The sequence below is a fragment of the Enterobacter sp. SGAir0187 genome (genome assembly GCF_002952735.2).
GTDB classification, from domain to species: domain Bacteria; phylum Pseudomonadota; class Gammaproteobacteria; order Enterobacterales; family Enterobacteriaceae; genus Enterobacter; species Enterobacter quasiroggenkampii.
Window position 1 is genome coordinate 3,029,151 of sequence record NZ_CP025034.2, and the last position, 27,000, is coordinate 3,056,150.

The window sequence follows — 27,000 nt, forward strand, 5'->3', positions numbered from 1 at the left end:
GTCACCTGCCGTCATATCTCAAAACTGACTTGCGAGTCACGTTTGAGATATTTGCTCTTTAAAAATCTGGATCAAGCTGAAAATTGAAACGACACATCTTAATGGTGTGTTCGAGTCTCTCAAATTTTCGCAATCAGAAGTGAAACATCTTCGGGTTGTGAGGTTAAGCGACTAAGCGTACACGGTGGATGCCCTGGCAGTCAGAGGCGATGAAGGACGTGCTAATCTGCGAAAAGCGCCGGCGAGGTGATATGAACCTTTGACCCGGCGATGTCCGAATGGGGAAACCCAGTGTGATTCGTCACACTATCGTTAACTGAATACATAGGTTAACGAGGCGAACCGGGGGAACTGAAACATCTAAGTACCCCGAGGAAAAGAAATCAACCGAGATTCCCCCAGTAGCGGCGAGCGAACGGGGAGCAGCCCAGAGTCTGAATCAGCTTGTGTGTTAGTGGAAGCGTCTGGAAAGTCGCACGGTACAGGGTGACAGTCCCGTACACGAAAGCACACTTGCTGTGAACTCGAAGAGTAGGGCGGGACACGTGGTATCCTGTCTGAATATGGGGGGACCATCCTCCAAGGCTAAATACTCCTGACTGACCGATAGTGAACCAGTACCGTGAGGGAAAGGCGAAAAGAACCCCGGCGAGGGGAGTGAAAAAGAACCTGAAACCGTGTACGTACAAGCAGTGGGAGCACCTTCGTGGTGTGACTGCGTACCTTTTGTATAATGGGTCAGCGACTTATATTCTGTAGCAAGGTTAACCGTATAGGGGAGCCGAAGGGAAACCGAGTCTTAACTGGGCGTTAAGTTGCAGGGTATAGACCCGAAACCCGGTGATCTAGCCATGGGCAGGTTGAAGGTTGGGTAACACTAACTGGAGGACCGAACCGACTAATGTTGAAAAATTAGCGGATGACTTGTGGCTGGGGGTGAAAGGCCAATCAAACCGGGAGATAGCTGGTTCTCCCCGAAAGCTATTTAGGTAGCGCCTCGTGAACTCATCTTCGGGGGTAGAGCACTGTTTCGGCTAGGGGGCCATCCCGGCTTACCAACCCGATGCAAACTACGAATACCGAAGAATGTTATCACGGGAGACACACGGCGGGTGCTAACGTCCGTCGTGAAGAGGGAAACAACCCAGACCGCCAGCTAAGGTCCCAAAGTCATGGTTAAGTGGGAAACGATGTGGGAAGGCACAGACAGCCAGGATGTTGGCTTAGAAGCAGCCATCATTTAAAGAAAGCGTAATAGCTCACTGGTCGAGTCGGCCTGCGCGGAAGATGTAACGGGGCTAAACCATGCACCGAAGCTGCGGCAGCGACACTATGTGTTGTTGGGTAGGGGAGCGTTCTGTAAGCCGTTGAAGGTGTGCTGTGAGGCATGCTGGAGGTATCAGAAGTGCGAATGCTGACATAAGTAACGATAAAGCGGGTGAAAAGCCCGCTCGCCGGAAGACCAAGGGTTCCTGTCCAACGTTAATCGGGGCAGGGTGAGTCGACCCCTAAGGCGAGGCCGAAAGGCGTAGTCGATGGGAAACAGGTTAATATTCCTGTACTTGGTGTTACTGCGAAGGGGGGACGGAGAAGGCTATGTTAGCCGGGCGACGGTTGTCCCGGTTTAAGCATGTAGGCGGAGGTTCCAGGTAAATCCGGTACCTTTTAACGCTGAGGTGTGATGACGAGGCACTACGGTGCTGAAGTAACAAATGCCCTGCTTCCAGGAAAAGCCTCTAAGCATCAGGTAACATCAAATCGTACCCCAAACCGACACAGGTGGTCAGGTAGAGAATACCAAGGCGCTTGAGAGAACTCGGGTGAAGGAACTAGGCAAAATGGTGCCGTAACTTCGGGAGAAGGCACGCTGATATGTAGGTGAAGCCCCTGCGGGTGGAGCTGAAATCAGTCGAAGATACCAGCTGGCTGCAACTGTTTATTAAAAACACAGCACTGTGCAAACACGAAAGTGGACGTATACGGTGTGACGCCTGCCCGGTGCCGGAAGGTTAATTGATGGGGTTAGCGGCAACGCGAAGCTCTTGATCGAAGCCCCGGTAAACGGCGGCCGTAACTATAACGGTCCTAAGGTAGCGAAATTCCTTGTCGGGTAAGTTCCGACCTGCACGAATGGCGTAATGATGGCCAGGCTGTCTCCACCCGAGACTCAGTGAAATTGAACTCGCTGTGAAGATGCAGTGTACCCGCGGCAAGACGGAAAGACCCCGTGAACCTTTACTATAGCTTGACACTGAACACTGGTCCTTGATGTGTAGGATAGGTGGGAGGCTTTGAAGTGTGGACGCCAGTCTGCATGGAGCCGTCCTTGAAATACCACCCTTTAATGGCTGGTGTTCTAACGTAGACCCGTGATCCGGGTTGCGGACAGTGTCTGGTGGGTAGTTTGACTGGGGCGGTCTCCTCCCAAAGAGTAACGGAGGAGCACGAAGGTTAGCTAATCCTGGTCGGACATCAGGAGGTTAGTGCAATGGCATAAGCTAGCTTGACTGCGAGAGTGACGGCTCGAGCAGGTGCGAAAGCAGGTCATAGTGATCCGGTGGTTCTGAATGGAAGGGCCATCGCTCAACGGATAAAAGGTACTCCGGGGATAACAGGCTGATACCGCCCAAGAGTTCATATCGACGGCGGTGTTTGGCACCTCGATGTCGGCTCATCACATCCTGGGGCTGAAGTAGGTCCCAAGGGTATGGCTGTTCGCCATTTAAAGTGGTACGCGAGCTGGGTTTAGAACGTCGTGAGACAGTTCGGTCCCTATCTGCCGTGGGCGCTGGAGAATTGAGGGGGGCTGCTCCTAGTACGAGAGGACCGGAGTGGACGCATCACTGGTGTTCGGGTTGTCATGCCAATGGCACTGCCCGGTAGCTAAATGCGGAAAAGATAAGTGCTGAAAGCATCTAAGCACGAAACTTGCCCCGAGATGAGTTCTCCCTGAGACTATAAGTCTCCTGAAGGAACGTTGAAGACGACGACGTTGATAGGTCGGGTGTGTAAGCGCAGCGATGCGTTGAGCTAACCGATACTAATGAACCGTGAGGCTTAACCTTACAACGCCGAAGGTGTTTTGGCGACGAGACAGAGACGATTTTCAGCCTGATACAGATTAAACAGAATTTGCCTGGCGGCTTTAGCGCGGTGGTCCCACCTGACCCCATGCCGAACTCAGAAGTGAAACGCCGTAGCGCCGATGGTAGTGTGGGGTCTCCCCATGTGAGAGTAGGGAACTGCCAGGCATCAAATTTAGCGTGCTGATATGGCTCAGTTGGTAGAGCGCACCCTTGGTAAGGGTGAGGTCCCCAGTTCGACTCTGGGTATCAGCACCACTTTATACTTAGGTTAAAGTTCGGCAAGAAGTAAAAGAATTTGTCTGGCGGCTTTAGCGCGGTGGTCCCACCTGACCCCATGCCGAACTCAGAAGTGAAACGCCGTAGCGCCGATGGTAGTGTGGGGTCTCCCCATGTGAGAGTAGGGAACTGCCAGACATCAAACAAGTGAAGAGGCCATCCGAAAGGATGGCCTTTTTGCGTTATGATTCTCGTGAAAACGGTAGGCCCGGTAAGCGCAGCGCCACCGGGCAAAAACAGCAGATTAATGAATCACCTGCGACAGGAATGCTCGCGTACGTTCTGACTTCGGATGCGCAAAGAACTCATCCGGCGGCGCCTGCTCAACAATCTCCCCACGGTCCATAAAGATCACCCGATCAGCCACGGTTCTCGCGAACCCCATCTCATGCGTGACGCACAGCATAGTCATGCCGGATTGTGCCAACCCAATCATGGTGTCCAGAACCTCTTTGACCATTTCAGGATCGAGGGCAGATGTTGGTTCATCAAACAGCATAATTTTCGGTTTCATACACAAAGAACGGGCGATAGCCACACGCTGCTGCTGGCCACCCGATATCTGGCCAGGGAACTTATTCGCATGCTCTGCGATACGTACGCGCTCCAGGTAGTGCATTGCAAGTGCCTCTGCTTCCTTTTTCGGCATCTTCCGTACCCAAATCGGTGCAAGCGTACAGTTCTGCAGAACGGTCAGGTGCGGAAACAGATTAAAGTGCTGAAACACCATTCCCACTTCCTGACGCACGCGTTCGATATTGCGGATATCTTCATTCAGCTCGATACCATCAACCACGATACGTCCTTGCTGATGCTCTTCAAGATGGTTTATGCAGCGAATGGTTGTGGATTTCCCGGAGCCGGAAGGGCCGCACAGGACAATGCGTTCGCCCTGCTTGACCTTGAGATTAATGTCCTTCAGGACATGAAACTGTCCGTACCATTTGTTCACGTTTTCCAGCGTAATCATCGCGTCGGCGGGTGTCATAGTTATTTGGCTCATATTTTCCTCAGTGCGGTGTACGCCCGGTGTTAAAGCGCTTTTCCAGATGCTGGCTGTAGCGCGACATGCTAAAACAAAAGATCCAGTAGATCAGGGCAGCAAAGACATATCCTTCGGTGGACATACCAAGCCAGACAGGGTCAACGGTCGCCTGCTGCACGCTGCTAAAGAGATCGAACAATCCGATGATGATCACCAGGCTGGTATCCTTGAAGAGGGCAATGATCGTGTTGACCAGACCCGGGATGACCAGCTTGAGTGCCTGGGGAAGAATGACCAGCCCCTGCGTTTTCCAGTAGCCGAGCGCCAGTGATTCTGCCGCTTCGTACTGGCCTTTAGGCAACGCCTGCAGACCACCGCGCACAACTTCAGCAACATAGGCGGACTGGAAGAGAATTACCCCGACCAGGGCACGGATCAGTTTGTCGATCGTTGTGCCTTCAGCCATAAACAGCGGCAGCATGACCGACGACATAAACAGGACGGTGATAAGCGGTACGCCGCGCCAGAACTCAATGAAGATAACGGAGAGCATGCGGACGATCGGCATTTTTGAACGTCGCCCCAGAGCAAGTAGAATCCCCCACGGCAGAGCACCGGCTATCCCCACTGATGCGATAATTAACGTCAGCGTCAGCCCGCCCCACTGACGTGTTTCAACGCGTTCCAGCCCCAGAAAACCGCCATACAGCAGCACCCAGACAATAATCGGATAAACCACCGCCCAGACGGCAATATAGCGTCCACGGTGAGGCAGCTTTTTCCAGAACATGACTGCGACAGAGAGCAGACCGATAACCAGCGCCAGATTAATCCGCCAGCGCTGTTCATGCGGATACAACCCATACATGAACTGACCGAAGCGTTCATGGATAAACACCCAGCAGGCGCCGGCTTTTGTACAGTCTGCCCGGGTTGAACCGACCCAGTTGGCCTGTAAAAACGCCCAGTTCAGCAGGGGAGGAATCAACTCCCACATGAGCCACAGGCAGACAATCGTCAGCAGGCTGTTACTCCAGCTGGAGAACAGATTCTTGCGCGCCCAGAGAATGAAACGTCCACCTGTCGAGTTGGCAGGGCGCGAGGAGTGCGACAGTATCGCTTTTGTCATCATAAATCCTTAGCGCTCGACCAGTGCTATACGACGGTTATAGAGGTTCATCAGCAGTGAAATTACCAGGCTGATGATGAGATAGACAGACATGGTGATGGCGATGGTTTCAATGGCTTGTCCGGTCTGGTTAAGCACGGTTCCGGCGAAGAGTGACACCATATCGGGATAACCAATGGCAGCGGCCAGCGACGAGTTTTTGACAATATTAAGATACTGGCTGGTCAGCGGCGGAATGATGACCCGCAACGCCTGCGGAATAATGACCTGGCGAAGCGTCACCGTATGCGGTAATCCTAGTGAGCGTGCCGCTTCGTGTTGCCCGTGCGGGACGGCCTGAATCCCGGCACGGATAATCTCGGCGATAAACGCGGACGTATAAATCGACAGCGCCAATGTCAGAGCTGCCAGCTCAGGAATTAATACCATCCCGCCCTGAAAGTTAAAGCCCCGCAGATGAGGAATGTCCCAGTGCAGCGCGGCCCCAAATAGCCAGTGAGCCACCAGGGGCAGGCTAACGAACAGGACGATAGCCGTCGGCCAGGTTCTGCGCAGCTGGCCGGTTTTGATCTGATGCGTGCGGTTAAAACGGAATATCCCAGTAGTGAGAGCAAGCGCGATCGCAATCGCGCCGATAAAAGCGTACAGACCTTCACCCGGCAGAGGAGAAGGAATGGACAGCCCACGGTTGCTCAGGAAAAAAAGCTCAAACGCGTCGACGGCCTGACGGGGGCCGGGTAGGTTACGCAATACGGCAAAATACCAGAAGAAGATCTGCAGGAGCGGGGGGATATTGCGGAACGTTTCAATATAAACAGTCGACAGTTTCCGCAGGAGCCAGTTTTCTGAAAGACGGGCCAGGCCAATAAAGAAGCCCAGTACCGACGCGAAGACGATACAAAGCGCCGATACCAGCAGCGTATTCAGTAAACCGACCACGAACACGCGTCCATACGTGTCACCTTCCTGGTAATCAATAAGATGCTGAACAATGCCAAACCCCGCGCTGCGGTCTAAAAACGCGAAACCGGAGGTAATACCGCGATTATTCAGGTTGGTGATGGTGTTATGGATGAGATACACGGCGATGAGAACAACCGCAACAATAGCAATAATCTGGAATAGCCAGGCGCGGACCGCGGGATGAGAAAAGGATAGCGATCCTTTTACGGCTGAGCGGCGATGGGACATAAAGAAACCTCAGTAACCATGACTCTGGAGTGGGCACTGCCGGAGCAGTGCCCGTTACAGCTATGACTTAACGTACTGGTGGTGCGTACTGAATACCGCCGTTGTTCCAGAGATTGTTCTGGCCGCGTTTGATCTTCAGCGGGCTTTCCGATCCCACGTTGCGTTCAAAGATCTCAGAGTAGTTGCCCACCTGTTTGATGATGTTATAGGCCCATTTGTTATCCAGCTTCAGATCCTTGCCGAAATCACCTTCTGTACCCAGCAGGTGTGCCATATCCGGGTTGGATGGCTTAGCCGCTTTCTCATCCACGTTTTTCGAGTTGATACCCATCTCTTCTGCGTTCAGCATGGCAAACAGCGTCCAGCGAACAATGGAGAACCAGTCTTCATCGCCACGACGTACCACCGGTCCGAGAGGTTCTTTGGAGATCACTTCAGGCAGAACAATCCATTCTGCAGGATTGCTCAGCTTAATGCGTAAGGCATACAGCTGTGACTGGTCAGAGGCCAGCGTGTCGCAACGGCCGGATTCCAGCGCTTTGGCCGACTCATCCGAGCGGTCGAATGTCACTGGCGTGTATTTCATGTTATTTGCTTTGAAATAATCGGCGACGTTCAGCTCGGTATCGGTGCCCGCCTGAATACAAACGGTAGCGCCATCCAGCTCTTTGGCGCTTTTCAGGCCCGCTTTATTGTGGGTCAGGAAGCCGATACCGTCATAATAGGTCACGCCCGTGAATGACATCCCCATCCCTGCGTCGCGGGAGGAAGTCCAGGTGGTATTACGGGAGAGCATGTCAACCTCACCGGACTGTAGCGCCGTAAAGCGTTCTTTCGCCGTCAGCGGGGTATATTTTACTTTGCTGTCATCACCAAAAACGGCGGCAGCAACGCCACGGCAGACGTCCACATCGATACCGGTAAATTTGCCGTTCGCATCGGCATAAGAGAAGCCAGGCAAACCGTCACTGATACCGCATTGAACAAAACCTTTCTTTTTAACGGCATCCAGTGTCGTTCCCGCATGGGCTTGACCGGCTACGGCAAACATCATGCCTGCAGCGGCCAGGCTGGCTATCATCGTCTTTTTCATAATGCATCCTGTGTGGCGAAATTTATCGTTATAGAGGCGTTTTTAAACGCTTTACCTGTCTGTGGCTTTGGCCAACGTTTATAAAGCAAACGTAATGCCAGTTTTGCGTTCGACAAAATAAGAGATGAGTGAACGCTTAATGCTGAGTGTAGACAGGCTTAAATAAAACGAGCGCCCTGAAACGGTGCGAAATTACAACCTGTGCCACAAATTGGAGCAAAAGTTTTGAGTCGCGTCAGGAAAAAGACAAGATAGTTTCCAGCGTGAATATTGGCAGGGTAGTCAATAATATTAATGTGTGAAAATCATCACAATAGAACCGGTAATTTAAATGAGTATACGAAAAAGATGTGACTGGTTTCAGGATGAAATGAACAGCGCGAATAAATACGGGGCTATTTTTTTTACTTATTTGAAAATAGTGCACTGATTAAAAGCAAAAGCGCGGCCAGAGCCGCGCTTTCTTAACAGCTGTTACTTCGTCAGGGCAACAATACCCAGCGTCAAACCTGCCACTGCGGCAGCACCGCCGGCGATGGCACCCGCAGTTTCCCAGTTATCCTGGGTGGTGCCTTTCATACAGGTATTGGTATGAACCAGTCGGCCCTGGTCGTCGTAAACCGGTACACATGGAGAGTCGTGCGCGCAACCAGCAAGCAGCGCAGCGAGTAGTGCAACGGAAATGAATCTTTTCATGATGTTACCTCAATATTATTTCGCATCCGCTATAAAGCCAGGAGGGCAATTAACGAACTGGAGGTTATTTTACCACCGGGGTAAGTCCGCGTTATACGAGGAATAATCTCAAATTATGTAGTTTGTAAAAATCGTGGAGAAAAGTCGGTTTCAGGACGAATTAATGGAGACATTATGAAGCGGCAAGAGAGTGTTTTTACTTAATGCAAACCTTCGTATTTTTAACATTAGTTTTGCTTAATACCTAATTCATTGTTTATGTTAAAAATAAAAAAGGCACGCGAGGTGCCTTTTTAGGGAAATGTTAATCTTTATGGCGGGTAAAGCGTCGACGGACCACCACAAAGAAGACGGGTACGAAGAAAATCGCCAGCAGCGTTGCGGAAAGCATTCCCCCCATCACGCCCGTACCGACGGCGTTTTGCGCACCGCTCCCGGCCCCGGAGCTGATCACCAGCGGCATGACACCCAGTATAAAGGCCAGAGACGTCATCAGGATCGGTCGAAGGCGCATCCTTGACGCCTCCAGCGTGGCCTCAATGATGCCTTTACCCTCTTTCTCCATCAGGTCCTTAGCAAATTCGACAATCAAAATGGCATTTTTCGCTGACAGACCAATCGTGGTCAGCAGGCCGACCTGGAAATAGACGTCATTGTTTAACCCGCGCAGCGATGCTGCGAGAAGCGCCCCGATGACCCCCAGCGGCACAACCAGCATGACGGAGAACGGAATGGACCAGCTTTCATACAGCGCGGCCAGACACAGGAACACCACGATCAGCGAAATGGCGTACAGTGCAGGCGCCTGGTTACCCGAGAGCCGCTCCTGATAGGACATTCCCGTCCAGTCATAACCGATGCCGGAAGGCAGTTTTGCCGCGAGGCTTTCCATCATAGCCATGGCCTCGCCGGTACTTTTACCCGGGGCTGATTCACCGAGGATCTCCATAGAGGGCATTCCGTTATAGCGCTCCAGACGAGGTGAACCGTAAACCCAGTGAGCGTTGCTAAAGGCTGAGAACGGCACCATTTCCCCGTTCGCACTGCGCACGTAAAGGTTGTTAATATCTCCTGGCAACATACGGAATTTTGCATCAGCCTGGACGTAGACCTTTTTCACGCGCCCATGATCGATAAAGTCATTCACATAGGTGCCGCCTAAGGCTGTCGAAATCGTCTGGTTGACGTCGGAAAGACTGATGCCCAGCGCCTGGGCTTTCTCCTGGTCGACGTCCAGCTTGAACTGTGGCGTATCCTCCAGACCGTTAGGACGCACGCGTACCAGCAGGTCGGGGTGCTCTTTCACCATGCCGAGCAGCTGGTTACGCGCCTGCGTCAGCTGGGTATGTCCGAGGTTAGCCTGATCGATCAGTTCAAAGTCGAAGCCGGTTGCGGTACCCAGCTCAATAATGGCAGGCAGGTTAAACGGGAAAACAAGGCCGTCTTTAATCTGACTGAAGGCTTTCGTCGCGCGGCCCACAATCGCCTCGACCCCATTTTGTGCCCCAGGACGCTCCTCCCAGGGCTTTAGGCTGATGAAGGCAATACCGGAGTTCTGGCCCTGGCCACTAAAGCTAAAGCCGTTTACGGTAAAGACGGATTCAACATTCGCCTTCTCTTTATTCAGGTAGTAGTCCTGAACCTGATCGAGGACCTGCTGAGTACGCGTCTGGGTTGCCCCCGCAGGCAACTGAACCATCGTCATAAACACCCCCTGATCCTCTTCGGGGAGGAAGGCGGTAGGTAAGCGCAGGAAGAGCACCGCCATCCCACCGACAATAATGACGTATACCACCAGATAGCGCCCGGTTTTGCGCAAGATACCGCTCACGCTGTGACTGTAGTGCTCCACGCTCTTATCAAAAAGCGTATTAAACCAGCCGAAGAAGCCCCCTTTTTTCTCATGATGATCGGCGGATACGGGCTTAAGCAACGTTGCACAGAGTGCAGGCGTCAGGATTAGCGCAACCAGCACGGACAACGCCATCGCGGAAACGATAGTCAGCGAAAACTGGCGATAGATCGCACCCGTCGAGCCGCCAAAAAAGGCCATCGGTATAAAGACCGCCGAGAGCACCATGGCGATCCCCACCAGCGCACCCTGAATCTGCCCCATCGACTTCTGCGTGGCCTCTTTAGGCGGCAGCTTGTCCTCAACCATGACGCGTTCAACGTTCTCGACGACGACAATAGCGTCATCAACCAGCAGGCCTATCGCCAGCACCATGCCGAACATTGTCAGGGTATTGATGGAGAAACCGAACGCTGCCAGAACCGCGAAGGTACCCAGCAGAACGACCGGAACCGCGATAGTCGGGATGAGCGTTGCCCGCAGGTTTTGCAGGAACAGGTACATAACCAGGAAGACGAGAACGATCGCCTCAAACAGGGTCTTCACCACTTCGTGGATGGAGATTTTTACAAACGGTGTAGTGTCATAGGGGTAGACGACTTTGAGCCCCTGCGGGAAGAACGGCTGCAGTTGTGCCAGCTTGCTCTTGATGGCTGCCGCTGTATCCAGCGCATTTGCCCCTGTTGCCAGCTTAATCCCCAGGCCGGTTGCCGCCTGCCCGTTGATTTTTGTCACCATGTTGTAGTTTTCGCCACCCAGCTCAATGCGAGCCACATCCTTCAGATGCACCATCGAGCCGTCCTGGTTCACCTTGAGCGTCACGCGGCCAAACTCTTCCGGTGATTTCAGGCGGGTTTGCGCGATGATCGAGGCATTCAGCTGCTGTCCCGGGATGGACGGCGTCCCACCCAACTGGCCTGCCGCTATCTGGTCGTTCTGCGTTTTCAGCTGGTTGATAATATCCAGCGGCGTCAGCTGGTATTTGTTCATCGCATTGCTGTCGAGCCAGATACGCATCGCATACTGGGCGCCGAACAGCTGCACGTCACCGACACCAGACGTTCGGCTGATGGCATCTTTGACGTTCGAGGCGACATAGTCGGAGATGTCATCCTGCGTCAGGTTTTTGTTGTCTGATACAAAACCGGCAACCAGCAGGAAGCTGCTGCTGGACTTCTCAACGCCAATCCCCTGCTGCTGCACCTCTTGCGGCAGCAGCGGCATGGCGAGCTGCAGCTTGTTCTGAACCTGCACCTGGGCGATGTCCGGATCGGTTCCGGACTCGAAGGTCAGGGTGATCGTGACGTTACCCGCTGAATCGCTGGTGGAGGACATATACATCAGGTTATCGATACCGTTCATGTTCTGTTCGATAACCTGGGTCACGGTATCCTGTACCGTCTGGGCATCTGCTCCCGGGTAGGTCGCGGATATCGCCACGGCGGGAGGTGCAATGGTCGGATACTGTGCGACGGGAAGTTTGAGAATGGCCAGTCCGCCTGCAATCATCAAAATGATGGCAAGTACCCAGGCGAAAACCGGTCTCTGAATAAAGAAATTAGCCATGTCGTCGTCCCTTAACTGGCCGGAGCGGTGGTGGTATCAGGCGTAGCGACGACGGTTACGCCCGGTCTAACCTTCTGTAGTCCGCTGACAATCACGCGGTCACCGTTTTTCAGCCCTTCCGTTACCAGCCAGCGGTCGCCAATCGCCTGTGGCGCAACGACGGTACGCGGCTCAACCTGATTTTTATCGTTCACCACCATCACGGTGGCATCGCCTCGCGGTGTGCGGGTCACGCCTTGCTGGGGAACCAGAATCGCATCCGGCTGCGTACCTTCATCAATGCGGGCGCGAACGAACATACCGGGCAACAGCAAATGTTGAGGATTCGGGAAAATGGCGCGCAGGGTAATCGAGCCGGTACTTTCATCCACCGTGACGTCCGAGAACTGCAATGTGCCTTTCAATGGATAGGGCTGCCCGTTCTCCATCAGTAGCTCAACGCTGCTGGCGGTATCGCCTTTTTGCAGGCTCGTCTGCTTCAGACGCATAAAATCATTACTGGACTGGGTCACATCGACGTAAATCGGATCAAGCTGCTGGACCGTTGCCAGCGCCGCGGTTTGTCCGTTCGTCACGAGCGCGCCTTCCGTCACGCTGGATTTGCCGATGCGGCCATCGACGGGAGACGTCACTTTGGTATAGGCAAGATTGATGCGTGCACTTTCAACGCCCGCTTTGGCGGCGACGACGCTGGCATCTGCCTGCTGGGCCGTGGCGACGGCCTGGTCATACTCTTGCTTGCTGACATACTGTGTGCCGACCAGCGGGAGATAACGTTTCACCGTCAGGTGCGCAATATTGGCCGCCGCCTGGGCCTTCGCCAGCTCGCCTTTCGCGTTATCGTAAGCCGCCTGATAGGTTGCAGGATCAATCTGATAAAGCGAATCCCCGGCTTTTACATCGCTGCCTTCCGTGAAGTTGCGGCGCAGGATGATACCGCTAACCTGCGGACGAACCTCTGCCACGCGGAACGCATCAGTTCTGCCCGGGAGTTCAGTGGTGACAGCCAGCGGTGCGCTTTTCACAATATGCACGCTGACCTGGGGGGCCTGCGGATGTTGCGGTTGGTTTTCCTGGCCATCGCATCCTGAGAGCAGTACAGCGCAGACAATGAAACCGGCTAAGGGTATGCGTCTGAAATGATTCGTCATTACTGGTCCTTTAAATACCCGGAAACCGATATTTGGCGTAAATCGGTAGCAGGGGCAGCGGGATAAAAAATAAAATGTAGCTGCGTATAATAATGAGGGTATTTAATGTTTTTTAATTTATAAGTGCGAATGACAAGGTCTGAGCAGAAAAATCAGAATCAGGCTCGGTTTATTTCTCCGTCATCTTCCGGCAAGCTAATCAGTTAAATGGCGCTTAACGTGATTTAATTATTCATGTTGTGAATTTAAACTTAAATATGTATTTAGCTAAGCTATAAATTAAGAAGATTGACTTTTTTTGTGCAAAATTAAAACGGAATTTGGTGAATACTTTCTTTCTCCTGACCCCCTGTGTTACGTATAAATCTTGTGAGTAGCGAGTAGTTGTCTATGGCGCGTAAAAAGAAAGAAGAAGCTCAACAAACCCGACAGCAGCTGATTGAGGCGGCTATCGGGCAGTTTGCGACGCGTGGCGTTGCCAACACGACGCTGACGGACATCGCGGATGCCGCAAAGGTGACGCGCGGCGCCATCTACTGGCACTTCACCAGTAAAGCCGAAATATTTAATGCCATCTGGGAGCAGCAATTACCGCTTCGCGACATTATTCGCGACCGGCTTTCCCTTTCCGAAGGTGATGACCCATTGTTAATACTTCGTGAGCAATTTATTACAGCGCTGCAGTATATTGCGCGTGAGCCCCGGCAATGTGCCCTTTTACAAATTCTGTATCATAAATGTGAATTTAGCAGTGATATGATTTCTGAGAGTGAGATAAGAAAACGGATTGGATTCAATTATGACACGCTGCGTGCCACTCTGGAGGCCTGTATTTCACGTAACATCATTTCGCCAAAGGTAAATGTTGATCTGACCCTGATCGTATTCCACGGTTTTTTTAGCGGAATCATTAAAAACTGGTTAATGAATAACGACAGTTTCAATCTTTTTCAGCAGGCTCCCGCCCTGGTCGATAGCATTCTGGCGACACTGCCTGTCATTCGCGTATCGCCTCATGATGATGCTTACAGCTCAGCGCCAGGTAACATTTCTCCTCGCGCGCAAAGTGCCTCAATGGTTTGCGCGCTGACGGGTTTACCTAACAGATAACCCTGAAGGGTGTTGCAACCCAGCTCGGTTAAAAAGGCTTGCTGTGCTTCGGTTTCTACACCTTCAGCCACGACTTTCAGGTTGAGTGTTTTGGCGAGGGCCACAATCGCTGAGACAATGGTGGCATCCTCGCTTTCCCCACTTAGCTCTTTCACGAACGCCCTGTCGATTTTCAATTCACAGGCCGGTAAGCGCTTGAGGTACAGCAGGCTCGAATATCCGGTACCAAAATCATCGATGGAGGCCTTTACGCCCGCTTCCGTCAGCTCTGTCAGCACCCGTACACTTTCATCCGGGTTGCTCATTGCCGTGGTTTCCGTCACTTCCAGGATCAACATTTCTGGTGGCACATGATGAAGTGCCAGGCAGTTGAGAACCGTGTTGACCAGCGAAGGCTGTTCAAACTGCAGCGTCGACAGGTTTACCGCCATTGACCAGCTTTGATGTCCCTGAAGATGCCATTCACGCAGCTGGCGACAGGCTTCATTAATTACCCAGTTGCCGATAGGGATAATCAGCCCCGTTTTTTCCGCCAGCGGCAGGAAAAGGTCCGGGGTCAGTAACCCCTGCTTAGGATGCTGCCAGCGCAATAACGCCTCAAATCCAAGGAGAGGGCCGGCGGGGGCGTGAAATTTTGGCTGATACAGCAGGCGGAGCTCATTGCGATCGATCGCCATCCACAGATCGTTCATTAACTGAAGGTGGGTCTGCGCCAGCATATTCATCGAGGGCTGGAAAAAGTGGTAACCGTTCCGGCCCATGTGCTTGGTATGGTACATCGCCGCGTCGGCGTTAAACATGAGCTCACGTTCGGTTTTGCCGTCGTGAGGATACAGCGCGATCCCAATGCTGAGGGTGACCATCAGTTCATAGTGGTCGAGGTTGAACGGGCTATCGATCGCGCGCACCAGCGAATTCGCCAGCGATGCCGCATCGTCCGGGCCTTCTCCCTCAGCCAGCAGAACAAACTCATCACCGCCGATACGTGCCAGGGTGAACTGGCCCTTCAGGAGATGCAGCAGACGCTCCGTAACGGCAATCAGCAGCTTGTCACCGACATCATGGCCGTAAGCGTCATTGATGGCTTTAAAACCGTCGAGATCCATGAACATCAGGGCGAAATGGGTCCCTTCACGATCGGCTTTGCTGATGGCCTGATCGAGTCGATCTTCCAGCAGGATACGGTTGGGCAGACGCGTCAGGGTATCGTGCAGGGCCAGTTGTGCGAGTTCCCGGTTAGCTTCTGCAAGTGACGAGGCCAGAAGGGCGGTACGTGCCTGAAGGCGGGCATCCAGCATTGATACCAGTAGGGTAATCCCAAGAATAGAAAGCGCGACGACGCTAACCAGCACCGCCAGCCAGCTCCCGTTGATACCCTCTTGGTGAACCATTGTGGACATCGGAAACTGTGCGGCTTTCATCCCGGCGTAGTGCATCCCTGCAATGGCTATGCCCATGGTGATGGCGGCGCCCGTGCGCATCAGCACGACCTGCGCGGCGTCGTGACGCAGGCGGAAGGTCAGCCATAATGCCGCGAGTGAAGCGGCAAGCGCAATGGCGACCGAAATGGCCACCCAGACCTTGTCCCAGATAATCCCGGGCACCACCTCCAGCGCGGCCATGCCGGTGTAATGCATGGCAACAATACCACTTCCCATCACCAGCGCACCGGGCAGCAGACGGCGCAAGCGTAACCGATCGCAGCTCACGAGCCAGAGCGCAAACAGTGACGACCCCACGGCGATGACCATGGATAACACCGTCAGGGTGGCGTTGTAGCTCATGCTCATGGAGAGGTCCATCGCCAGCATGCCGATAAAATGCATGGCCCACACGCCTATGCCCATTGCAATACCGCCGCCAGCCAGCCAGACGCGGGCAGCGACGCCCTGACTCCCGGCGACACGTGCCGCCATATTCAGTGCGGTATATGCGGCAAGAATGGCAACAACAAAGGAGAGGACAACAAGGATAGGGTTGTATTGGCTGACCAGCATGGACGGTTCTACTCGAGTGTGAGGTTACGCTAGAGCGGTTGAGAAGGGCGAGACATTATCACCGTCGGGTAATGGCTCAAAGGGATTTAAATCCCCGTTTTTAGTGGGTAATAACGGGGAGATTTGCGCAATCAGGCGATTAGTCGAGCTCTGAGCAGTTCACGAGTTTCAGGGGATTCACGGAGTTCATATTGCGACACTTATCGGTTTCGGTGCTCATCAGTTCAATCCACTGCATCAGGAGTGCATCGAAAATCAGAACGGAGATTGCAAAGACAACCAGCCACCAGTATTTACGAATCATTGTGTCATTCCGAGAGAAGAGCGCCAGTAGAGTGGGGGAAATATACACCAAAAGCGGCGGTTTTAAAGCGGGATAAGCGAAGGTTTACAAAGCGTTGACGGACTGAAGCAGGAAATAAAAAAGGCGCTTCCCCATGCCGAAGAGCGCCTTTTTAAACAAGCATTTAACTGATTAGTATCAGTTCATGCCGTATTTTTTCAGTTTCTTACGCAGGGTACCACGGTTGATACCCATCATCAGCGCAGCGCGGGTTTGGTTACCGCGGGTGTATTGCATCACCATGTCCAACAGTGGCTGTTCAACTTCAGCCAGTACCAGCTCATACAGGTCATTAACATCCTGACCGTTCAGTTGAGCAAAATAGTTCTTCAGTGCCTGTTTAACCGAGTCACGCAGGGGCTTTTGAGTTACCTGGTCCTGAGAGTTAACGGTAGAAACGGTCAGTACGTCAGAATTTACGCGTTGTTCGAACATAGTTCTGTCAGCTCTTTATTTCATTACGCAAGATTTTCGAAGTATGCCTCCAACGCCTCCAGCTGTTCGCTGGCATCCTCTATGGCGTTGAATGTGCGCCGAAACTGGTCATCTGGAGCGTGCTCCTGGAGATACCAGGAAACGTGTTTACGCGCAATTCGGTACCCTTTCGCCTGACCGTAGTGGTCATGCAGTTCCCGAACATGCGAACAAAGCAAGCGCTTAACCTCTGCCAGAGGCAGGGGAGCAAGCAGCTCTCCAGTGTCCAGATAATGCTGGATTTCCCGAAAGATCCAGGGTCTTCCCTGAGCGGCACGTCCTATCATCAGAGCATCAGCTCCCGTATAGTCGAGCACAGCTCTGGCTTTAAGCGGGTCAGTTATGTCGCCATTCGCGATAATCGGAATGGAAACTTTCTGCTTAACTGCCCGAATGCTGTCGTATTCAGCTTCACCGTTGAACAAACAGGCACGCGTGCGTCCATGAATGGTCAGGGCCTGAATGCCACAGTCTTCGGCCAGTTGGGCAATCTCTACACAGTTACGGTGTTCCGGCGACCAACCCGTGCGAATCTTTAACGTAACAGGAACGTCCACTGCGCTGACAACCGCCGTCAGGATAGCTTTCACCTGGTCGGGGTATTGCAGAAGGGCTGAACCTGCAAGCTTGCGATTCACTTTTTTGGCCGGGCACCCCATATTGATATCAATAATCTGGGCACCACTTTCCACGTTGATACGCGCGGCATCTGCCATCTCTTCAGGCACGCTTCCGGCAATTTGCACGGTGCGAATACCCGGTTCATCAATGTGCACCATCCGAAGGCGGGATTTATCGCTTTCCCAAACCTGCGGGTTAGACGACATCATCTCGGATACGGTTAAACCGGCTCCCATCTCATAGCACAGCGTCCTGAACGGCCGGTCGGTAATACCTGCCATAGGGGCTGCGATCAGGCGATTTCTAAGCTGGTGGTGTCCGATGCGCATGAGTTAAGAAATGACCATACTGTGACTGCAAGGCGGCGTATATTACGCATTTTTTGCACGAGATGAAAGGCCAAACTTTGAACAATCCACTGTTGTAGATCAAGGAATCGCCGCCCAATCTTTCCGTTAAGAATTATTCACTATTTAAATCATTATGTTATGTGGGAATGGCTATTTTATGGGCGCTTACAATTTCCCGTAACTTCTCATCATTTCTGAATAAACGGCTTACCTCAGCGGGATAATCTGCTGTTTTTAGCAGCAGATTTTCCCTCTTCTTTGCGATCTGCGTCGCATTTTAGTACATGATCTCAAACCTCTGGATGGGCATTATTCGACCACAACGCGCCCATGCAGAGACTGTACCGGACGGTCATTATCGTGATGCATGGTATGGGTAAATTTCTCAAGCTGTTCTGCTGAGACGGTTAACGGCTGTTTGAGCACGATCCAGGTGACCCCTTCAGAACACGGTGGCGTGGTCAGAGATCCGCTAAAGCGCCAGTAGGTTTTCACCTTCGGCAGCAGCTTGTTCAGGTTGAGTTCCTTCTCAATGGAGACGTTCTGTTCAGCCTGCTGCGGCATCACGCTCCACAGCTTATCCAGCTCCGGATTCACAGCCCCTTTATCAAACATGACGGCTACCACGGTCAGCTCACCCGCGCTGTTTTTATGTACCAGATGCATCTCCATCGCGTACTTCTTGCCGTGCACGGTGTTTTCGCTTGGTGCATGGAAGTGGAACTGCTGGAGCGTCCAGGTTTGCTTGTCCAGAGTGATGGTGTCACGGGTGTCAGCCTGTTCGCTAGCCTGAATGGTATGGCCATTATTGGTCAGCGTTACAGGACCATCAATGTAGTGTGTTTGCAGCGGGGAGAGATGGGCGTTAGCGGTCGAATCAATATTTATCGGAGACTGGTTCATCCCGCTCTGGCAGGTCTTGTAGGCCTCGTCCAGTTCACCCCAGTGTTCCGGTGAACCTTCCCCTTCGTAGCTCCAGTGTGACGCAAATGCTGAAGCCGAAACCATGCTCAGCGCAAACAGCGCTGCCTTGCCTGTAATGTGTTTCATCATATTCTTCCGGTGAATTTTTTAATACAAATCAACATGATTTGTGTGGTTATTTTACCGAAGAATGGCAGAGGGAGAGAGGATTATCAGTGGGAGAAAGGCGTGGTCAGAGGACCACGCCAAATGCTTATTTTTTATGGCCGGTGATGCGGCACCACTCTTCTTTCTCCACCACCGGGTCGAGAGCGAAAAGATCGGCGTAGGCTTCACACACGCTGTCCGCCTGGCTTGCCAGGATACCCGAAAGTCCCAGCAGACCGCCCTCAACGGGCAGCACGCTGATTAACGGAGCCAGCTCGCGCAGTGGGCCCGCCAGAATGTTTGCGACCACCACGTCGGCTTTCATGGCTTCTGGCTGTGCATCCGGCAGATACAGCTCCAGACGATCGGAAACGCCGTTACGCTCGGCGTTGTCGCGGCTGGCCTGAATGGCCTGCGGATCGATATCGATCCCGATAGCTTTTGCCGCGCCCAGTTTCAGGGCGGCAATCGCAAGGATCCCGGATCCACAGCCGAAGTCGATCACCGTCTTACCATCCAGATCGAGACCATCCAGCCACTGCAGGCACAGGGAGGTCGTTGGATGGGTGCCGGTACCAAACGCCAGACCCGGATCGAGCATGACGTTAACCGCGTTTTCATCAGGAACCTCGCGCCAGCTTGGGCAGATCCACAGACGTTTGCCGAACTGCATCGGGTGGAAGTTATCCATCCATTCGCGTTCCCAGTCTTTGTCTTCCAGCTGTTCGATTTTGTGCGCAAAGCCCGCGCCCAGCAGAGGGTGGTTTTCCAGAATCGCGACGACCTCTTTCATGTCGGTTTCAGCATCGAACAGGCCAATCACGTCAGTATCGCCCCACAGGCGGGTTTCGCCCGGCAACGGTTCAAAGACCGGCGTGTCATGCGTGTCCTGGAAGGTGATAGAGACCGAGCCGGCCTCCATCAGCGCATCGCTCAGCTCTTCGGCGTTCGCGCCGGTTGTATTCAGTTTTAGTTGGATCCACGGCATGGCAAAACTCTTTATTTATCAGTAGAAATCATAGCGGGCTGTGGGACGGGCTGACCAAAACGGTTCCCCACCACAAACGCCAGTAAACTTAGCAGTAACGAAGGCACAATCGGATGGAAGCCCAGGTACTGAATCTTAAATGTTGCGAGGACGGCGTACAGCACACCGCCGACAATCATGCCGCTCAGCGCGCCCGCCGCGTTTGCACGCTCCCAGTAGAGCCCTAACACCAGCGGCCACAGGAATACCGCTTCAAGCCCACCAAACGCCAGCAGGTTCAGCCAGATGATCATCTCCGGCGGGCGCCATGCGGCTAACAACAGCAACGCGCCTAGCACCAGCGTAATCGCCGCCGACATATGCTTCAGGCGACGTTCATTTTCAACCTGCTCAGGGCGCAGGTTCAGATAGAGATCTTTTATGATCGTAGCGGAACTTTGCAGTAACTGAGCGTTGATGGTCGACATAATGGCGGCCATTGGCGCAGCGAGGAAAATCCCGGCGGCAAAGGGGGGCAGTACTTTGACCATCAGCGTCGGGATCACCAGATCCGGCACGGTAAGATCGGGGATTACCGCGCGCCCTAATGCCCCCGCCAGATGCATACCAAACATCAGGACCGCGACCACAATCGTCCCGATGATGATGCCCTTGTGAACGGCTTTGCTGTCTTTATAGGAGATACAGCGCACGGCGGTATGCGGCAGACCAATTACTCCGAAGCAGACTAACACCCAGAATGAGGTCATAAAGGTCGGAGAGAGGATATCATCAGCGCCCTGCGGCGAGACCAGTTTCGGGTCAATCGCTTCCAGGGTTTCCACCGCGTGAGTGAGTCCACCCGCCGCATGGACAATCCCCACCAGCAGAACGATCGTACCGATGAGCATCACCATTCCCTGCAGCGTATCGTTCAGCACGCTGGCGCGGAATCCGCCAAACGCAGTATAGAGCGCGATGCTTACCCCGAAGATGATGAGGCCTGTCTCGTAAGGGATGCCGGCCGCCGTTTCCAGCAGACGCGCACCGCCGATAAACTGTACGGTCATTGCACCGATAAACGCGACCAGCAGGCTCAAGCTCGCCAGCCACACCAGCAAGCGGCTCTGGTAACGGGCAAAGAGCATATCGTTGAGCGTTACGGCTTTGTAACGGCGCGCCAGAATGGCAAATTTTTTACCCAGTATGCCCAACGAGAGCCAGACGGCAGGCAGCTGGATCATCGCCAGCAAAACCCAGCCTAACCCGTATTTGTAGGCCGCACCGGGGCCGCCAATAAACGAGCTGGCGCTGATATAGGTCGCGGTCAGCGTCATTGCCAGCACAACGCCGCCCATCGAACGGCTGCCGAGAAAATACTCGTTCAGAAAGGCACCGGTCGTTCTTTTGCGCATGGCGTAAATGGACAATCCAAATACGACCAGCAGGTAAGCGACAAGCGGCAGAATGACTTCAAGCTGCATCATCGTCCTCCAGCGGAATATCCCGGTAGATAAATTTCACCATTGCCCAGCACAGCAGGATAAACACCAGCGGAACCAGCAGGCAGGCCAATTCAAACCAGTGCGGCAGGCCGGTGATACCGGAGGCTGAGCTCGGTAAGTAAGCAGTTACTAACCATGCGGCGAGATAGAGAAGGGTCAGCCACAGCGCCCAGCGCGCTTCTTTATGGGCCTGAACAAAACGTTTGTCCATTTTTTGTCCCTTGTGGATGAAGAAAGCGGGGATTGTACATGATGAGGCTTTCCAGGCCCCAGAAATAAAAAAGGCCGGATAATCCGGCCTTTTCGTGCGCGCGCAGTCTTACTTCTCGTTAAGACCGAGTTTCTTCTCGAGATAGTGGATGTTGGTTCCACCATTCTGGAAGTGCTCGTCGCTCATGATACGCATCTGCAGATCAACGTTGGTTTTGATACCGTCGATGATCAGCTCCTGCAGGGCGTTCTTCATGCGGGCAATCGCCACGTCACGGTTTTCGCCGTAGCAGATGAGCTTGCCGATCATTGAGTCATAGTACGGCGGTACGGTGTAACCGGCGTAGATATGAGACTCCCAGCGCACGCCAAAGCCACCCGGTGCGTGGAAACGCGTGATTTTACCCGGGCTTGGCAGGAAGGTGTTCGGGTCTTCGGCGTTGATACGGCATTCTACCGCATGGCCTTTCACCACAACTTCTTCCTGCTTGATGGACAGAGGCTGACCGGCTGCGATACGCAGCTGCTCTTTAATCAGGTCAACGCCGGTGATCATTTCGGTAACCGGGTGTTCAACCTGAATACGGGTGTTCATCTCAATGAAATAGAACTCGCCGTTTTCGAACAGGAACTCAAAGGTACCCGCTCCACGATAGCCGATATCGACACACGCTTTAGCGCAACGCTCGCCGATGTAGCGACGCAGTTCCGGAGTAATGCCCGGCGCTGGCGCTTCTTCGACCACTTTCTGGTGACGACGCTGCATAGAGCAGTCACGTTCAGCCAGATAGATCGCGTTACCTTGACCGTCAGCCAGAACCTGAATTTCGATGTGGCGTGGGTTTTCCAGGTATTTTTCCATGTACACCATGTCATTGCTGAAAGCGGCTTTCGCTTCTGCTTTGGTCATGGAGATGGACTGCGCCAGTTCAGCATCGCTGCGCACAACGCGCATACCGCGACCGCCGCCGCCGCCGGACGCCTTGATGATAACCGGGTAGCCAATGCGTTTAGCATGAGCACGGTTAGCATCCATGTCGTCGGTCAGAGGGCCGTCAGAGCCTGGTACGGTTGGTACACCGGCTTTTTTCATCGCAGTGATCGCAGACACTTTGTCGCCCATCAGGCGGATGGTGTCGGCTTTCGGGCCGATGAAGATAAAGCCAGAGCGTTCAACCTGCTCAGCAAAGTTGGCGTTCTCAGAGAGGAAGCCGTAACCCGGATGAATTGCCACCGCGCCGGTGATTTCAGCGGCGCTGATGATAGCCGGGATGTTCAGATAGCTTTTTACGGACGGAGCCGGGCCAATACAGACCGTCTCATCCGCCAGCAATACGTGTTTTAAATCGCGATCCGCGCTTGAGTGCACCGCGACAGTCTTGATGCCCAGTTCTTTACAGGCACGAAGAATACGCAGAGCAATCTCGCCGCGGTTGGCGATAACAATTTTATCCAGCATGTTCGCCTCGTTACTCGATGACGACCAGCGGCTCGTCAAATTCAACCGGCTGACCACTTTCGACCAGAATCGCTTTCACAGTACCTGATTTGTCTGCTTCGATCTGGTTCATCATTTTCATCGCTTCAACGATGCACAGGGTATCGCCTACGTTGACTTTCTGACCCACTTCGATGAACGCCTTCGCGTCCGGGCTCGGGGTGCGGTAGAAAGTACCAACCATTGGGGAACGTACGATGTGACCACTGATTTCTGCTGCAGCGGCAGGTGCGGCTTCAGTTGCTGCTGGCGCAACGGCTGCGGAGAGCGCAGGCTGCTGCACTGGCGCAGCATAAGCCTGCTGCATTACCGGGAAGCTAGCGGCTGGGGCTGCACGGCTGATGCGTACAGACTCTTCGCCTTCAGAAATTTCCAGTTCGGAGATGCCTGATTCTTCAACCAGCTCGATCAGTTTTTTAATCTTACGAATATCCATGAGTGGGTTCCGTACTCTTGTTTAGTGTGATTGTGACAAGCGTTTTACCGCTGTCTGTAAAGCGTATGAATAGCCGTCTGCGCCCAGTCCACAGATAACGCCAGCAGCGATATCTGACAGATACGAATGGTGGCGGAACGGCTCTCGGGCGTGCACGTTACTCAGGTGGATCTCGATAAACGGGATACTCACCGCGAGCAGTGCGTCGCGGATAGCAACACTGGTGTGCGTAAACGCGGCCGGATTGATCAGGATATAGTCCACATTGTCTTTAGCCTGATGAATACGGTCGATGATTGCGTACTCCGCATTCGACTGAAAATGATCCAAATCCACATTCAGTGACGCTGCTTCCGTTCCCAGACGGTTAACAATTTCACTCAATGTCAGCGTGCCGTACTTCTCAGGCTCACGGGTTCCGAGCATGTTCAGGTTCGGTCCGTTCAAAACTAAGATATGGAACTTATCAGTCATTATGCCGCTATCTCCTGCGATTTTCGGGTAAAAAACAAAATATACCTTCGAAACGCAAATGTCACCTTTTCAGAGGCTTAAAACCGCTGTCAGGCGAACCAAGGTCGCACATTATAACGATTTCGTAGCATTTAGCAGCTAAATACTGGTCTTATCAGGGAAGATTATCAACCGCTATCCGAAAAAGATTTGCGGTTGACGGGGAATATGCGGGAAAACGCACAGTTTCGCGCACTATCGCAACCACTGGCGGAACTTCTTGTAACGCCATGCTAAAAGCGCCACGGCGGCCAGTGCGTACAGGACTGGCTGCGGGGAGAGGATCTTCACCGACCACAGGTAATGAATAGGGGCGAGGATCGCGACAAGATAGACGAAGTTGTGCAGCAGCTGCCAGCGCCTGCCCAGTTTTCGCTGTGCATATTGCGTGGAGGTCAGCGCTAACGCCAGTAAAATCACCCAGCTCACAATACCCAGTGTCAGATAAGGGCGTGTCACCAGTTCGCGGCCAAGCAGTGCCAGATTGTTAATTCCCAGCTCCAGCAGGGCATAGCTGGTGAGATGCAGCGTCGCCCAGGCAAAACACCATAGCCCTAACAGCCGACGGGTGCGTATCAATAGTGGCTGTTTAGCGTAGCGCGCCAGCGGCGAGACGAGCAAGGTGGCCAGCAAAAATTTCAGAGCCATCCGACCGGTAAAATGCTGGATATCCTTGGCCGGATCGGCGCTAAATAGCCCCTGGCTGGCGGCCCAGAACAGCCATATAAAAGGAAGGAGCCCGGCCAGATGCAGAAGCACTTTCAGCCAGGTAATCTGTTTTGCCGTTAAACGCACTCAGAAGTTCTCCCGTAAATTGAGGCCACGGTACAGCGAGGCCACTTCGTCCGCATAACCGTTAAACAGCAGCGTGGGCTGACGCTTTACGTCCAGCGCACCGCCGGAACCGATAAACCGCTCGGTCGCCTGCGACCAGCGCGGGTGATCCACATGCGGGTTCACGTTGGCGAAGAAACCGTATTCGTCCGGGGCCGCCAGATTCCAGGTGGTCGGCGGGCGCTCGCGGGTGAGCTTAATGCTGACGATGGACTTAATTCCTTTGAAACCGTATTTCCACGGTACGGTTAAACGAATGGGGGCACCGTTCTGAGGTGGAAGCGCCTTGCCGTACACGCCGACGGTCAGCAGGGTAAGCGGGTGCATCGCCTCATCGAGGCGTAACCCTTCCACATACGGATACTCAAGCCCGCCGCCAATAAACCGGTCTTTTTGTCCAGGCATCTCGTCCGGCGCATAGCGCGTCTGGAAGGCGACATATTTTGCGTTGCTGGTGGGCTCAACCATCGCCAGTAATTTATGCAGCGGGAAGCCAATCCAGGGCACCACCATCGACCAGGCTTCCACACAGCGCATACGGTAGATACGCTCTTCGAGCGGGAAACGGGTGGTCAGATCGTGATGATCCAGCGTCAGAGGTTTCGCCACTTCGCCATCAATCTTCAGCGTCCACGGATCGGTTTTGAGGCTACCGGCGTTGGCGGCAGGATCCGCCTTGTCGAGACCAAATTCGTAGAAGTTGTTGTAGCCGGTGACTTTATCTTCTGGCGTAAGCGCGAGTTTGTTCTGCCATTGGGCGGGTTTCGTAAAGGTGAGCGGGGCGCCGGAAGGGGCCTTCGGCCGATCGTTGCCTTTAAACCAGTCGAGCAGGTCGGCGTGTGCTGCTGGCGAGAGCGAGAGCGCGGTGGCGCTGATGCCAAGCATTTTCAGGATCTGGCGGCGCTGTAACATAAAGACAGACTCAGACGTTACGTCGGCTTCCGTCAGTTTTCGGTTTTTCATGGCATCCTCCGTCATGCGTTTTTCTAAGCATGACGGAGGAGAGGGATTCGCGCGAATATGTCACGAAAATTTGAAGATTAGGCGATTTTCACCAGCGCACGACCGTGGAACTGGTTGTCCATGATCTTACTGGCGTATTCCGGCGCCTGGCTGAGGGTTATCTCCGTTGCGCTCTGGGTATAGAAAGATTCCGGCAGATCGCGTACCAGACGTTCCCATGCCTGCGCACGGCGAGCCGCTGGGGTCATCACGGAATCCACACCCTGCAGGCGGACGTTACGCAAAATAAATGGCATCACGGTGGTGGGCAGGGCAAATCCGCCCGCGAGTCCGCAGGCAGCCACGCAGCCGCCGTAGTTCATCTGCGCCAGGACTTTTGCCAGCACCTTATCACCGACGGTATCTACCGCGCCTGCCCAGACCTGTTTTTCCAGCGGACGGGTTTCAGCGAATTCGTCACGACTGAGAATGCGGTTTGCACCGAGCTGGCGCAGGTAATCGTGGGTGCTTTCACGACCGGAAACCGCCGCGACCTGATAGCCCAGTTTGTGCAGTAGCGTCACTGCCGTGCTCCCCACGCCCCCGCTGGCACCGGTGACGACAATTTCGCCCGATTCAGGGCGGATACCCGCCTCTTCCAGCGCCATCACGCACAGCATGGCGGTAAAGCCTGCCGTGCCGACGATCATCGCCTTGCGGCCATCCATGCCTTTCGGCATCGGCACCAGCCAGTCGCCCTTCACGCGCGCCTGCGTGGCCAGCCCGCCCCAGTGATTTTCACCTACGCCCCAGCCGGTGAGCAGCACCTGCTGGCCCGGGTGGAAGCGCGGATCCTCGCTGGTATGAACCCGGCCTGCGAAATCAATACCTGGCACCATAGGGAAATTTCGGATGATTTTACCCTTACCGGTAATGGCCAGCGCATCTTTATAATTTAAACTGGACCAGTCGATGTCGACGGTTACTTCGCCTTCCGGCAGACGACTCTCTTCTACCGCCTGCACTGAGGAAAGCGTTTTGCCGTCCTGCTGTTCTAAGATCAAAGCCTGCATACGGGGTCCTCTCGACTCATATGATTGGAAA

22 protein-coding genes, 1 tRNA gene and 3 rRNA genes are annotated in these 27,000 nt (G+C 53.6%); 5 read left to right on the forward strand and 21 right to left on the reverse strand.

What is annotated here, in order from left to right; all coding sequences use genetic code 11:
- Positions 1-161 precede the first annotated feature (161 nt).
- From CWR52_RS14595 to rrf (CWR52_RS14610), 4 genes are all read left to right on the forward strand, one after another.
- Positions 162-3,065, forward strand: a 23S ribosomal RNA gene (locus tag CWR52_RS14595).
- 70 nt (positions 3,066-3,135) lie between these two features.
- Positions 3,136-3,251: ribosomal RNA gene (gene rrf, locus CWR52_RS14600) — 5S ribosomal RNA — on the forward strand.
- Between the two features lie 14 nt (positions 3,252-3,265).
- Positions 3,266-3,341: transfer RNA gene (locus CWR52_RS14605), tRNA-Thr, on the forward strand.
- 43 nt (positions 3,342-3,384) lie between these two features.
- Positions 3,385-3,500, forward strand: a 5S ribosomal RNA gene (gene rrf / locus CWR52_RS14610).
- Between the two features lie 106 nt (positions 3,501-3,606).
- Here rrf (CWR52_RS14610) and CWR52_RS14615 read toward each other — a convergent pair.
- From CWR52_RS14615 to CWR52_RS14645, 7 genes are all read right to left on the reverse strand, one after another.
- Positions 3,607-4,365 (reverse strand): amino acid ABC transporter ATP-binding protein, encoded by a 759-nt coding sequence (locus tag CWR52_RS14615; protein WP_014171880.1) that lies wholly within the window; start codon positions 4,363-4,365, stop codon positions 3,607-3,609.
- 7 nt (positions 4,366-4,372) lie between these two features.
- Positions 4,373-5,476 (reverse strand): amino acid ABC transporter permease, encoded by a 1,104-nt coding sequence (locus CWR52_RS14620; protein ID WP_104949989.1) that lies wholly within the window; start codon positions 5,474-5,476, stop codon positions 4,373-4,375.
- A 9-nt stretch (positions 5,477-5,485) separates the two neighbouring features.
- Positions 5,486-6,667 (reverse strand): amino acid ABC transporter permease, encoded by a 1,182-nt coding sequence (locus CWR52_RS14625; RefSeq protein ID WP_104949990.1) that lies wholly within the window; start codon positions 6,665-6,667, stop codon positions 5,486-5,488.
- 67 nt (positions 6,668-6,734) lie between these two features.
- Positions 6,735-7,760, reverse strand: a complete 1,026-nt coding sequence (locus CWR52_RS14630) for an amino acid ABC transporter substrate-binding protein (RefSeq protein ID WP_047071242.1) — start codon at positions 7,758-7,760, stop codon at positions 6,735-6,737.
- A gap of 474 nt (positions 7,761-8,234) precedes the next feature.
- A complete protein-coding gene (locus tag CWR52_RS14635; RefSeq protein ID WP_008502867.1) occupies positions 8,235-8,456 on the reverse strand; it encodes a lipoprotein in 222 nt (73 codons plus the stop codon).
- 304 nt (positions 8,457-8,760) lie between these two features.
- Positions 8,761-11,874 carry an efflux RND transporter permease subunit gene (locus tag CWR52_RS14640; RefSeq protein ID WP_104949991.1) on the reverse strand — a complete coding sequence of 1,038 codons (3,114 nt, stop codon included), beginning with the start codon at positions 11,872-11,874 and terminating at the stop codon, positions 8,761-8,763.
- 11 nt (positions 11,875-11,885) lie between these two features.
- Positions 11,886-13,025, reverse strand: coding sequence for an efflux RND transporter periplasmic adaptor subunit (locus CWR52_RS14645; protein ID WP_104949992.1), 1,140 nt, complete (start codon positions 13,023-13,025; stop codon positions 11,886-11,888).
- A 390-nt stretch (positions 13,026-13,415) separates the two neighbouring features.
- On the opposite strand from CWR52_RS14645, the gene envR reads away from it, so the two are divergent.
- Entirely contained in the window at positions 13,416-14,135 is a 720-nt protein-coding gene (gene envR / locus CWR52_RS14650) for an acrEF/envCD operon transcriptional regulator (RefSeq protein WP_045910143.1), read from the forward strand.
- Here envR and CWR52_RS14655 read toward each other — a convergent pair.
- From CWR52_RS14655 to CWR52_RS14720, 14 genes are all read right to left on the reverse strand, one after another.
- A complete protein-coding gene (locus tag CWR52_RS14655; protein WP_104949993.1) occupies positions 14,051-16,132 on the reverse strand; it encodes a putative bifunctional diguanylate cyclase/phosphodiesterase in 2,082 nt (693 codons plus the stop codon). The genes envR and CWR52_RS14655 overlap by 85 nt on opposite strands.
- A 139-nt stretch (positions 16,133-16,271) precedes the next feature.
- Entirely contained in the window at positions 16,272-16,436 is a 165-nt protein-coding gene (locus tag CWR52_RS14660; protein ID WP_008502862.1) for a DUF2556 family protein, read from the reverse strand.
- 177 nt (positions 16,437-16,613) lie between these two features.
- Entirely contained in the window at positions 16,614-16,910 is a 297-nt protein-coding gene (fis, locus tag CWR52_RS14665; RefSeq protein ID WP_000462905.1) for a DNA-binding transcriptional regulator Fis, read from the reverse strand.
- A 23-nt stretch (positions 16,911-16,933) separates the two neighbouring features.
- Positions 16,934-17,899 (reverse strand): tRNA dihydrouridine synthase DusB, encoded by a 966-nt coding sequence (gene dusB / locus CWR52_RS14670; RefSeq protein ID WP_008502861.1) that lies wholly within the window; start codon positions 17,897-17,899, stop codon positions 16,934-16,936.
- A 330-nt stretch (positions 17,900-18,229) separates the two neighbouring features.
- Complete coding sequence (locus tag CWR52_RS14675; RefSeq protein WP_104949994.1) at positions 18,230-18,970, reverse strand: carbonic anhydrase; 741 nt, start codon at positions 18,968-18,970, stop codon at positions 18,230-18,232.
- 127 nt (positions 18,971-19,097) lie between these two features.
- Complete coding sequence (prmA, locus tag CWR52_RS14680; RefSeq protein WP_023617982.1) at positions 19,098-19,979, reverse strand: 50S ribosomal protein L11 methyltransferase; 882 nt, start codon at positions 19,977-19,979, stop codon at positions 19,098-19,100.
- A gap of 11 nt (positions 19,980-19,990) precedes the next feature.
- The gene (gene panF, locus CWR52_RS14685; RefSeq protein ID WP_104949995.1) at positions 19,991-21,442 is read right to left on the reverse strand and encodes a sodium/pantothenate symporter; all 1,452 of its coding nucleotides are present in this window, start codon (positions 21,440-21,442) and stop codon (positions 19,991-19,993) included.
- Positions 21,432-21,674: a YhdT family protein gene (locus CWR52_RS14690; RefSeq protein WP_104949996.1), complete on the reverse strand. Its 243-nt coding sequence runs from the start codon at positions 21,672-21,674 to the stop codon at positions 21,432-21,434. The genes panF and CWR52_RS14690 overlap by 11 nt, the downstream gene beginning before the upstream one ends.
- Before the next feature lie 108 nt (positions 21,675-21,782).
- The gene (gene accC / locus CWR52_RS14695; RefSeq protein ID WP_003860388.1) at positions 21,783-23,132 is read right to left on the reverse strand and encodes an acetyl-CoA carboxylase biotin carboxylase subunit; all 1,350 of its coding nucleotides are present in this window, start codon (positions 23,130-23,132) and stop codon (positions 21,783-21,785) included.
- 10 nt (positions 23,133-23,142) lie between these two features.
- A complete protein-coding gene (accB, locus tag CWR52_RS14700) occupies positions 23,143-23,607 on the reverse strand; it encodes an acetyl-CoA carboxylase biotin carboxyl carrier protein (RefSeq protein ID WP_013098992.1) in 465 nt (154 codons plus the stop codon).
- 21 nt (positions 23,608-23,628) lie between these two features.
- Complete coding sequence (gene aroQ / locus CWR52_RS14705; RefSeq protein ID WP_024906320.1) at positions 23,629-24,081, reverse strand: type II 3-dehydroquinate dehydratase; 453 nt, start codon at positions 24,079-24,081, stop codon at positions 23,629-23,631.
- Positions 24,082-24,315: 234 nt separating this feature from the next.
- Complete coding sequence (gene msrQ / locus CWR52_RS14710) at positions 24,316-24,915, reverse strand: protein-methionine-sulfoxide reductase heme-binding subunit MsrQ (protein ID WP_024906321.1); 600 nt, start codon at positions 24,913-24,915, stop codon at positions 24,316-24,318.
- The gene (gene msrP / locus CWR52_RS14715; protein WP_045910138.1) at positions 24,916-25,917 is read right to left on the reverse strand and encodes a protein-methionine-sulfoxide reductase catalytic subunit MsrP; all 1,002 of its coding nucleotides are present in this window, start codon (positions 25,915-25,917) and stop codon (positions 24,916-24,918) included. It lies immediately after the preceding gene.
- A 77-nt stretch (positions 25,918-25,994) separates the two neighbouring features.
- Positions 25,995-26,969 carry an MDR family oxidoreductase gene (locus CWR52_RS14720; protein WP_104949997.1) on the reverse strand — a complete coding sequence of 325 codons (975 nt, stop codon included), beginning with the start codon at positions 26,967-26,969 and terminating at the stop codon, positions 25,995-25,997.
- Positions 26,970-27,000 lie beyond the last annotated feature (31 nt).

Coding starts and splice junctions, on each gene's coding strand:
- CWR52_RS14640 (WP_104949991.1), bottom strand. CDS start 11,874: ATGGCTAATTTCTTTATTCAGAGACCGGTTTTCGCCTGGGTACTTGCC.
- accC (WP_003860388.1), bottom strand. CDS start 23,132: ATGCTGGATAAAATTGTTATCGCCAACCGCGGCGAGATTGCTCTGCGT.
- CWR52_RS14620 (WP_104949989.1), bottom strand. CDS start 5,476: ATGACAAAAGCGATACTGTCGCACTCCTCGCGCCCTGCCAACTCGACA.
- panF (WP_104949995.1), bottom strand. CDS start 21,442: ATGCAGCTTGAAGTCATTCTGCCGCTTGTCGCTTACCTGCTGGTCGTA.
- CWR52_RS14635 (WP_008502867.1), bottom strand. CDS start 8,456: ATGAAAAGATTCATTTCCGTTGCACTACTCGCTGCGCTGCTTGCTGGT.
- CWR52_RS14615 (WP_014171880.1), bottom strand. CDS start 4,365: ATGAGCCAAATAACTATGACACCCGCCGACGCGATGATTACGCTGGAA.
- msrP (WP_045910138.1), bottom strand. CDS start 25,917: ATGAAAAACCGAAAACTGACGGAAGCCGACGTAACGTCTGAGTCTGTC.
- CWR52_RS14630 (WP_047071242.1), bottom strand. CDS start 7,760: ATGAAAAAGACGATGATAGCCAGCCTGGCCGCTGCAGGCATGATGTTT.
- CWR52_RS14690 (WP_104949996.1), bottom strand. CDS start 21,674: ATGGACAAACGTTTTGTTCAGGCCCATAAAGAAGCGCGCTGGGCGCTG.
- envR (WP_045910143.1), top strand. CDS start 13,416: ATGGCGCGTAAAAAGAAAGAAGAAGCTCAACAAACCCGACAGCAGCTG.
- CWR52_RS14675 (WP_104949994.1), bottom strand. CDS start 18,970: ATGAAACACATTACAGGCAAGGCAGCGCTGTTTGCGCTGAGCATGGTT.
- CWR52_RS14625 (WP_104949990.1), bottom strand. CDS start 6,667: ATGTCCCATCGCCGCTCAGCCGTAAAAGGATCGCTATCCTTTTCTCAT.
- CWR52_RS14645 (WP_104949992.1), bottom strand. CDS start 13,025: ATGACGAATCATTTCAGACGCATACCCTTAGCCGGTTTCATTGTCTGC.
- CWR52_RS14655 (WP_104949993.1), bottom strand. CDS start 16,132: ATGCTGGTCAGCCAATACAACCCTATCCTTGTTGTCCTCTCCTTTGTT.
- accB (WP_013098992.1), bottom strand. CDS start 23,607: ATGGATATTCGTAAGATTAAAAAACTGATCGAGCTGGTTGAAGAATCA.
- aroQ (WP_024906320.1), bottom strand. CDS start 24,081: ATGACTGATAAGTTCCATATCTTAGTTTTGAACGGACCGAACCTGAAC.
- prmA (WP_023617982.1), bottom strand. CDS start 19,979: ATGCCGTGGATCCAACTAAAACTGAATACAACCGGCGCGAACGCCGAA.
- CWR52_RS14660 (WP_008502862.1), bottom strand. CDS start 16,436: ATGATTCGTAAATACTGGTGGCTGGTTGTCTTTGCAATCTCCGTTCTG.
- fis (WP_000462905.1), bottom strand. CDS start 16,910: ATGTTCGAACAACGCGTAAATTCTGACGTACTGACCGTTTCTACCGTT.
- CWR52_RS14720 (WP_104949997.1), bottom strand. CDS start 26,969: ATGCAGGCTTTGATCTTAGAACAGCAGGACGGCAAAACGCTTTCCTCA.
- dusB (WP_008502861.1), bottom strand. CDS start 17,899: ATGCGCATCGGACACCACCAGCTTAGAAATCGCCTGATCGCAGCCCCT.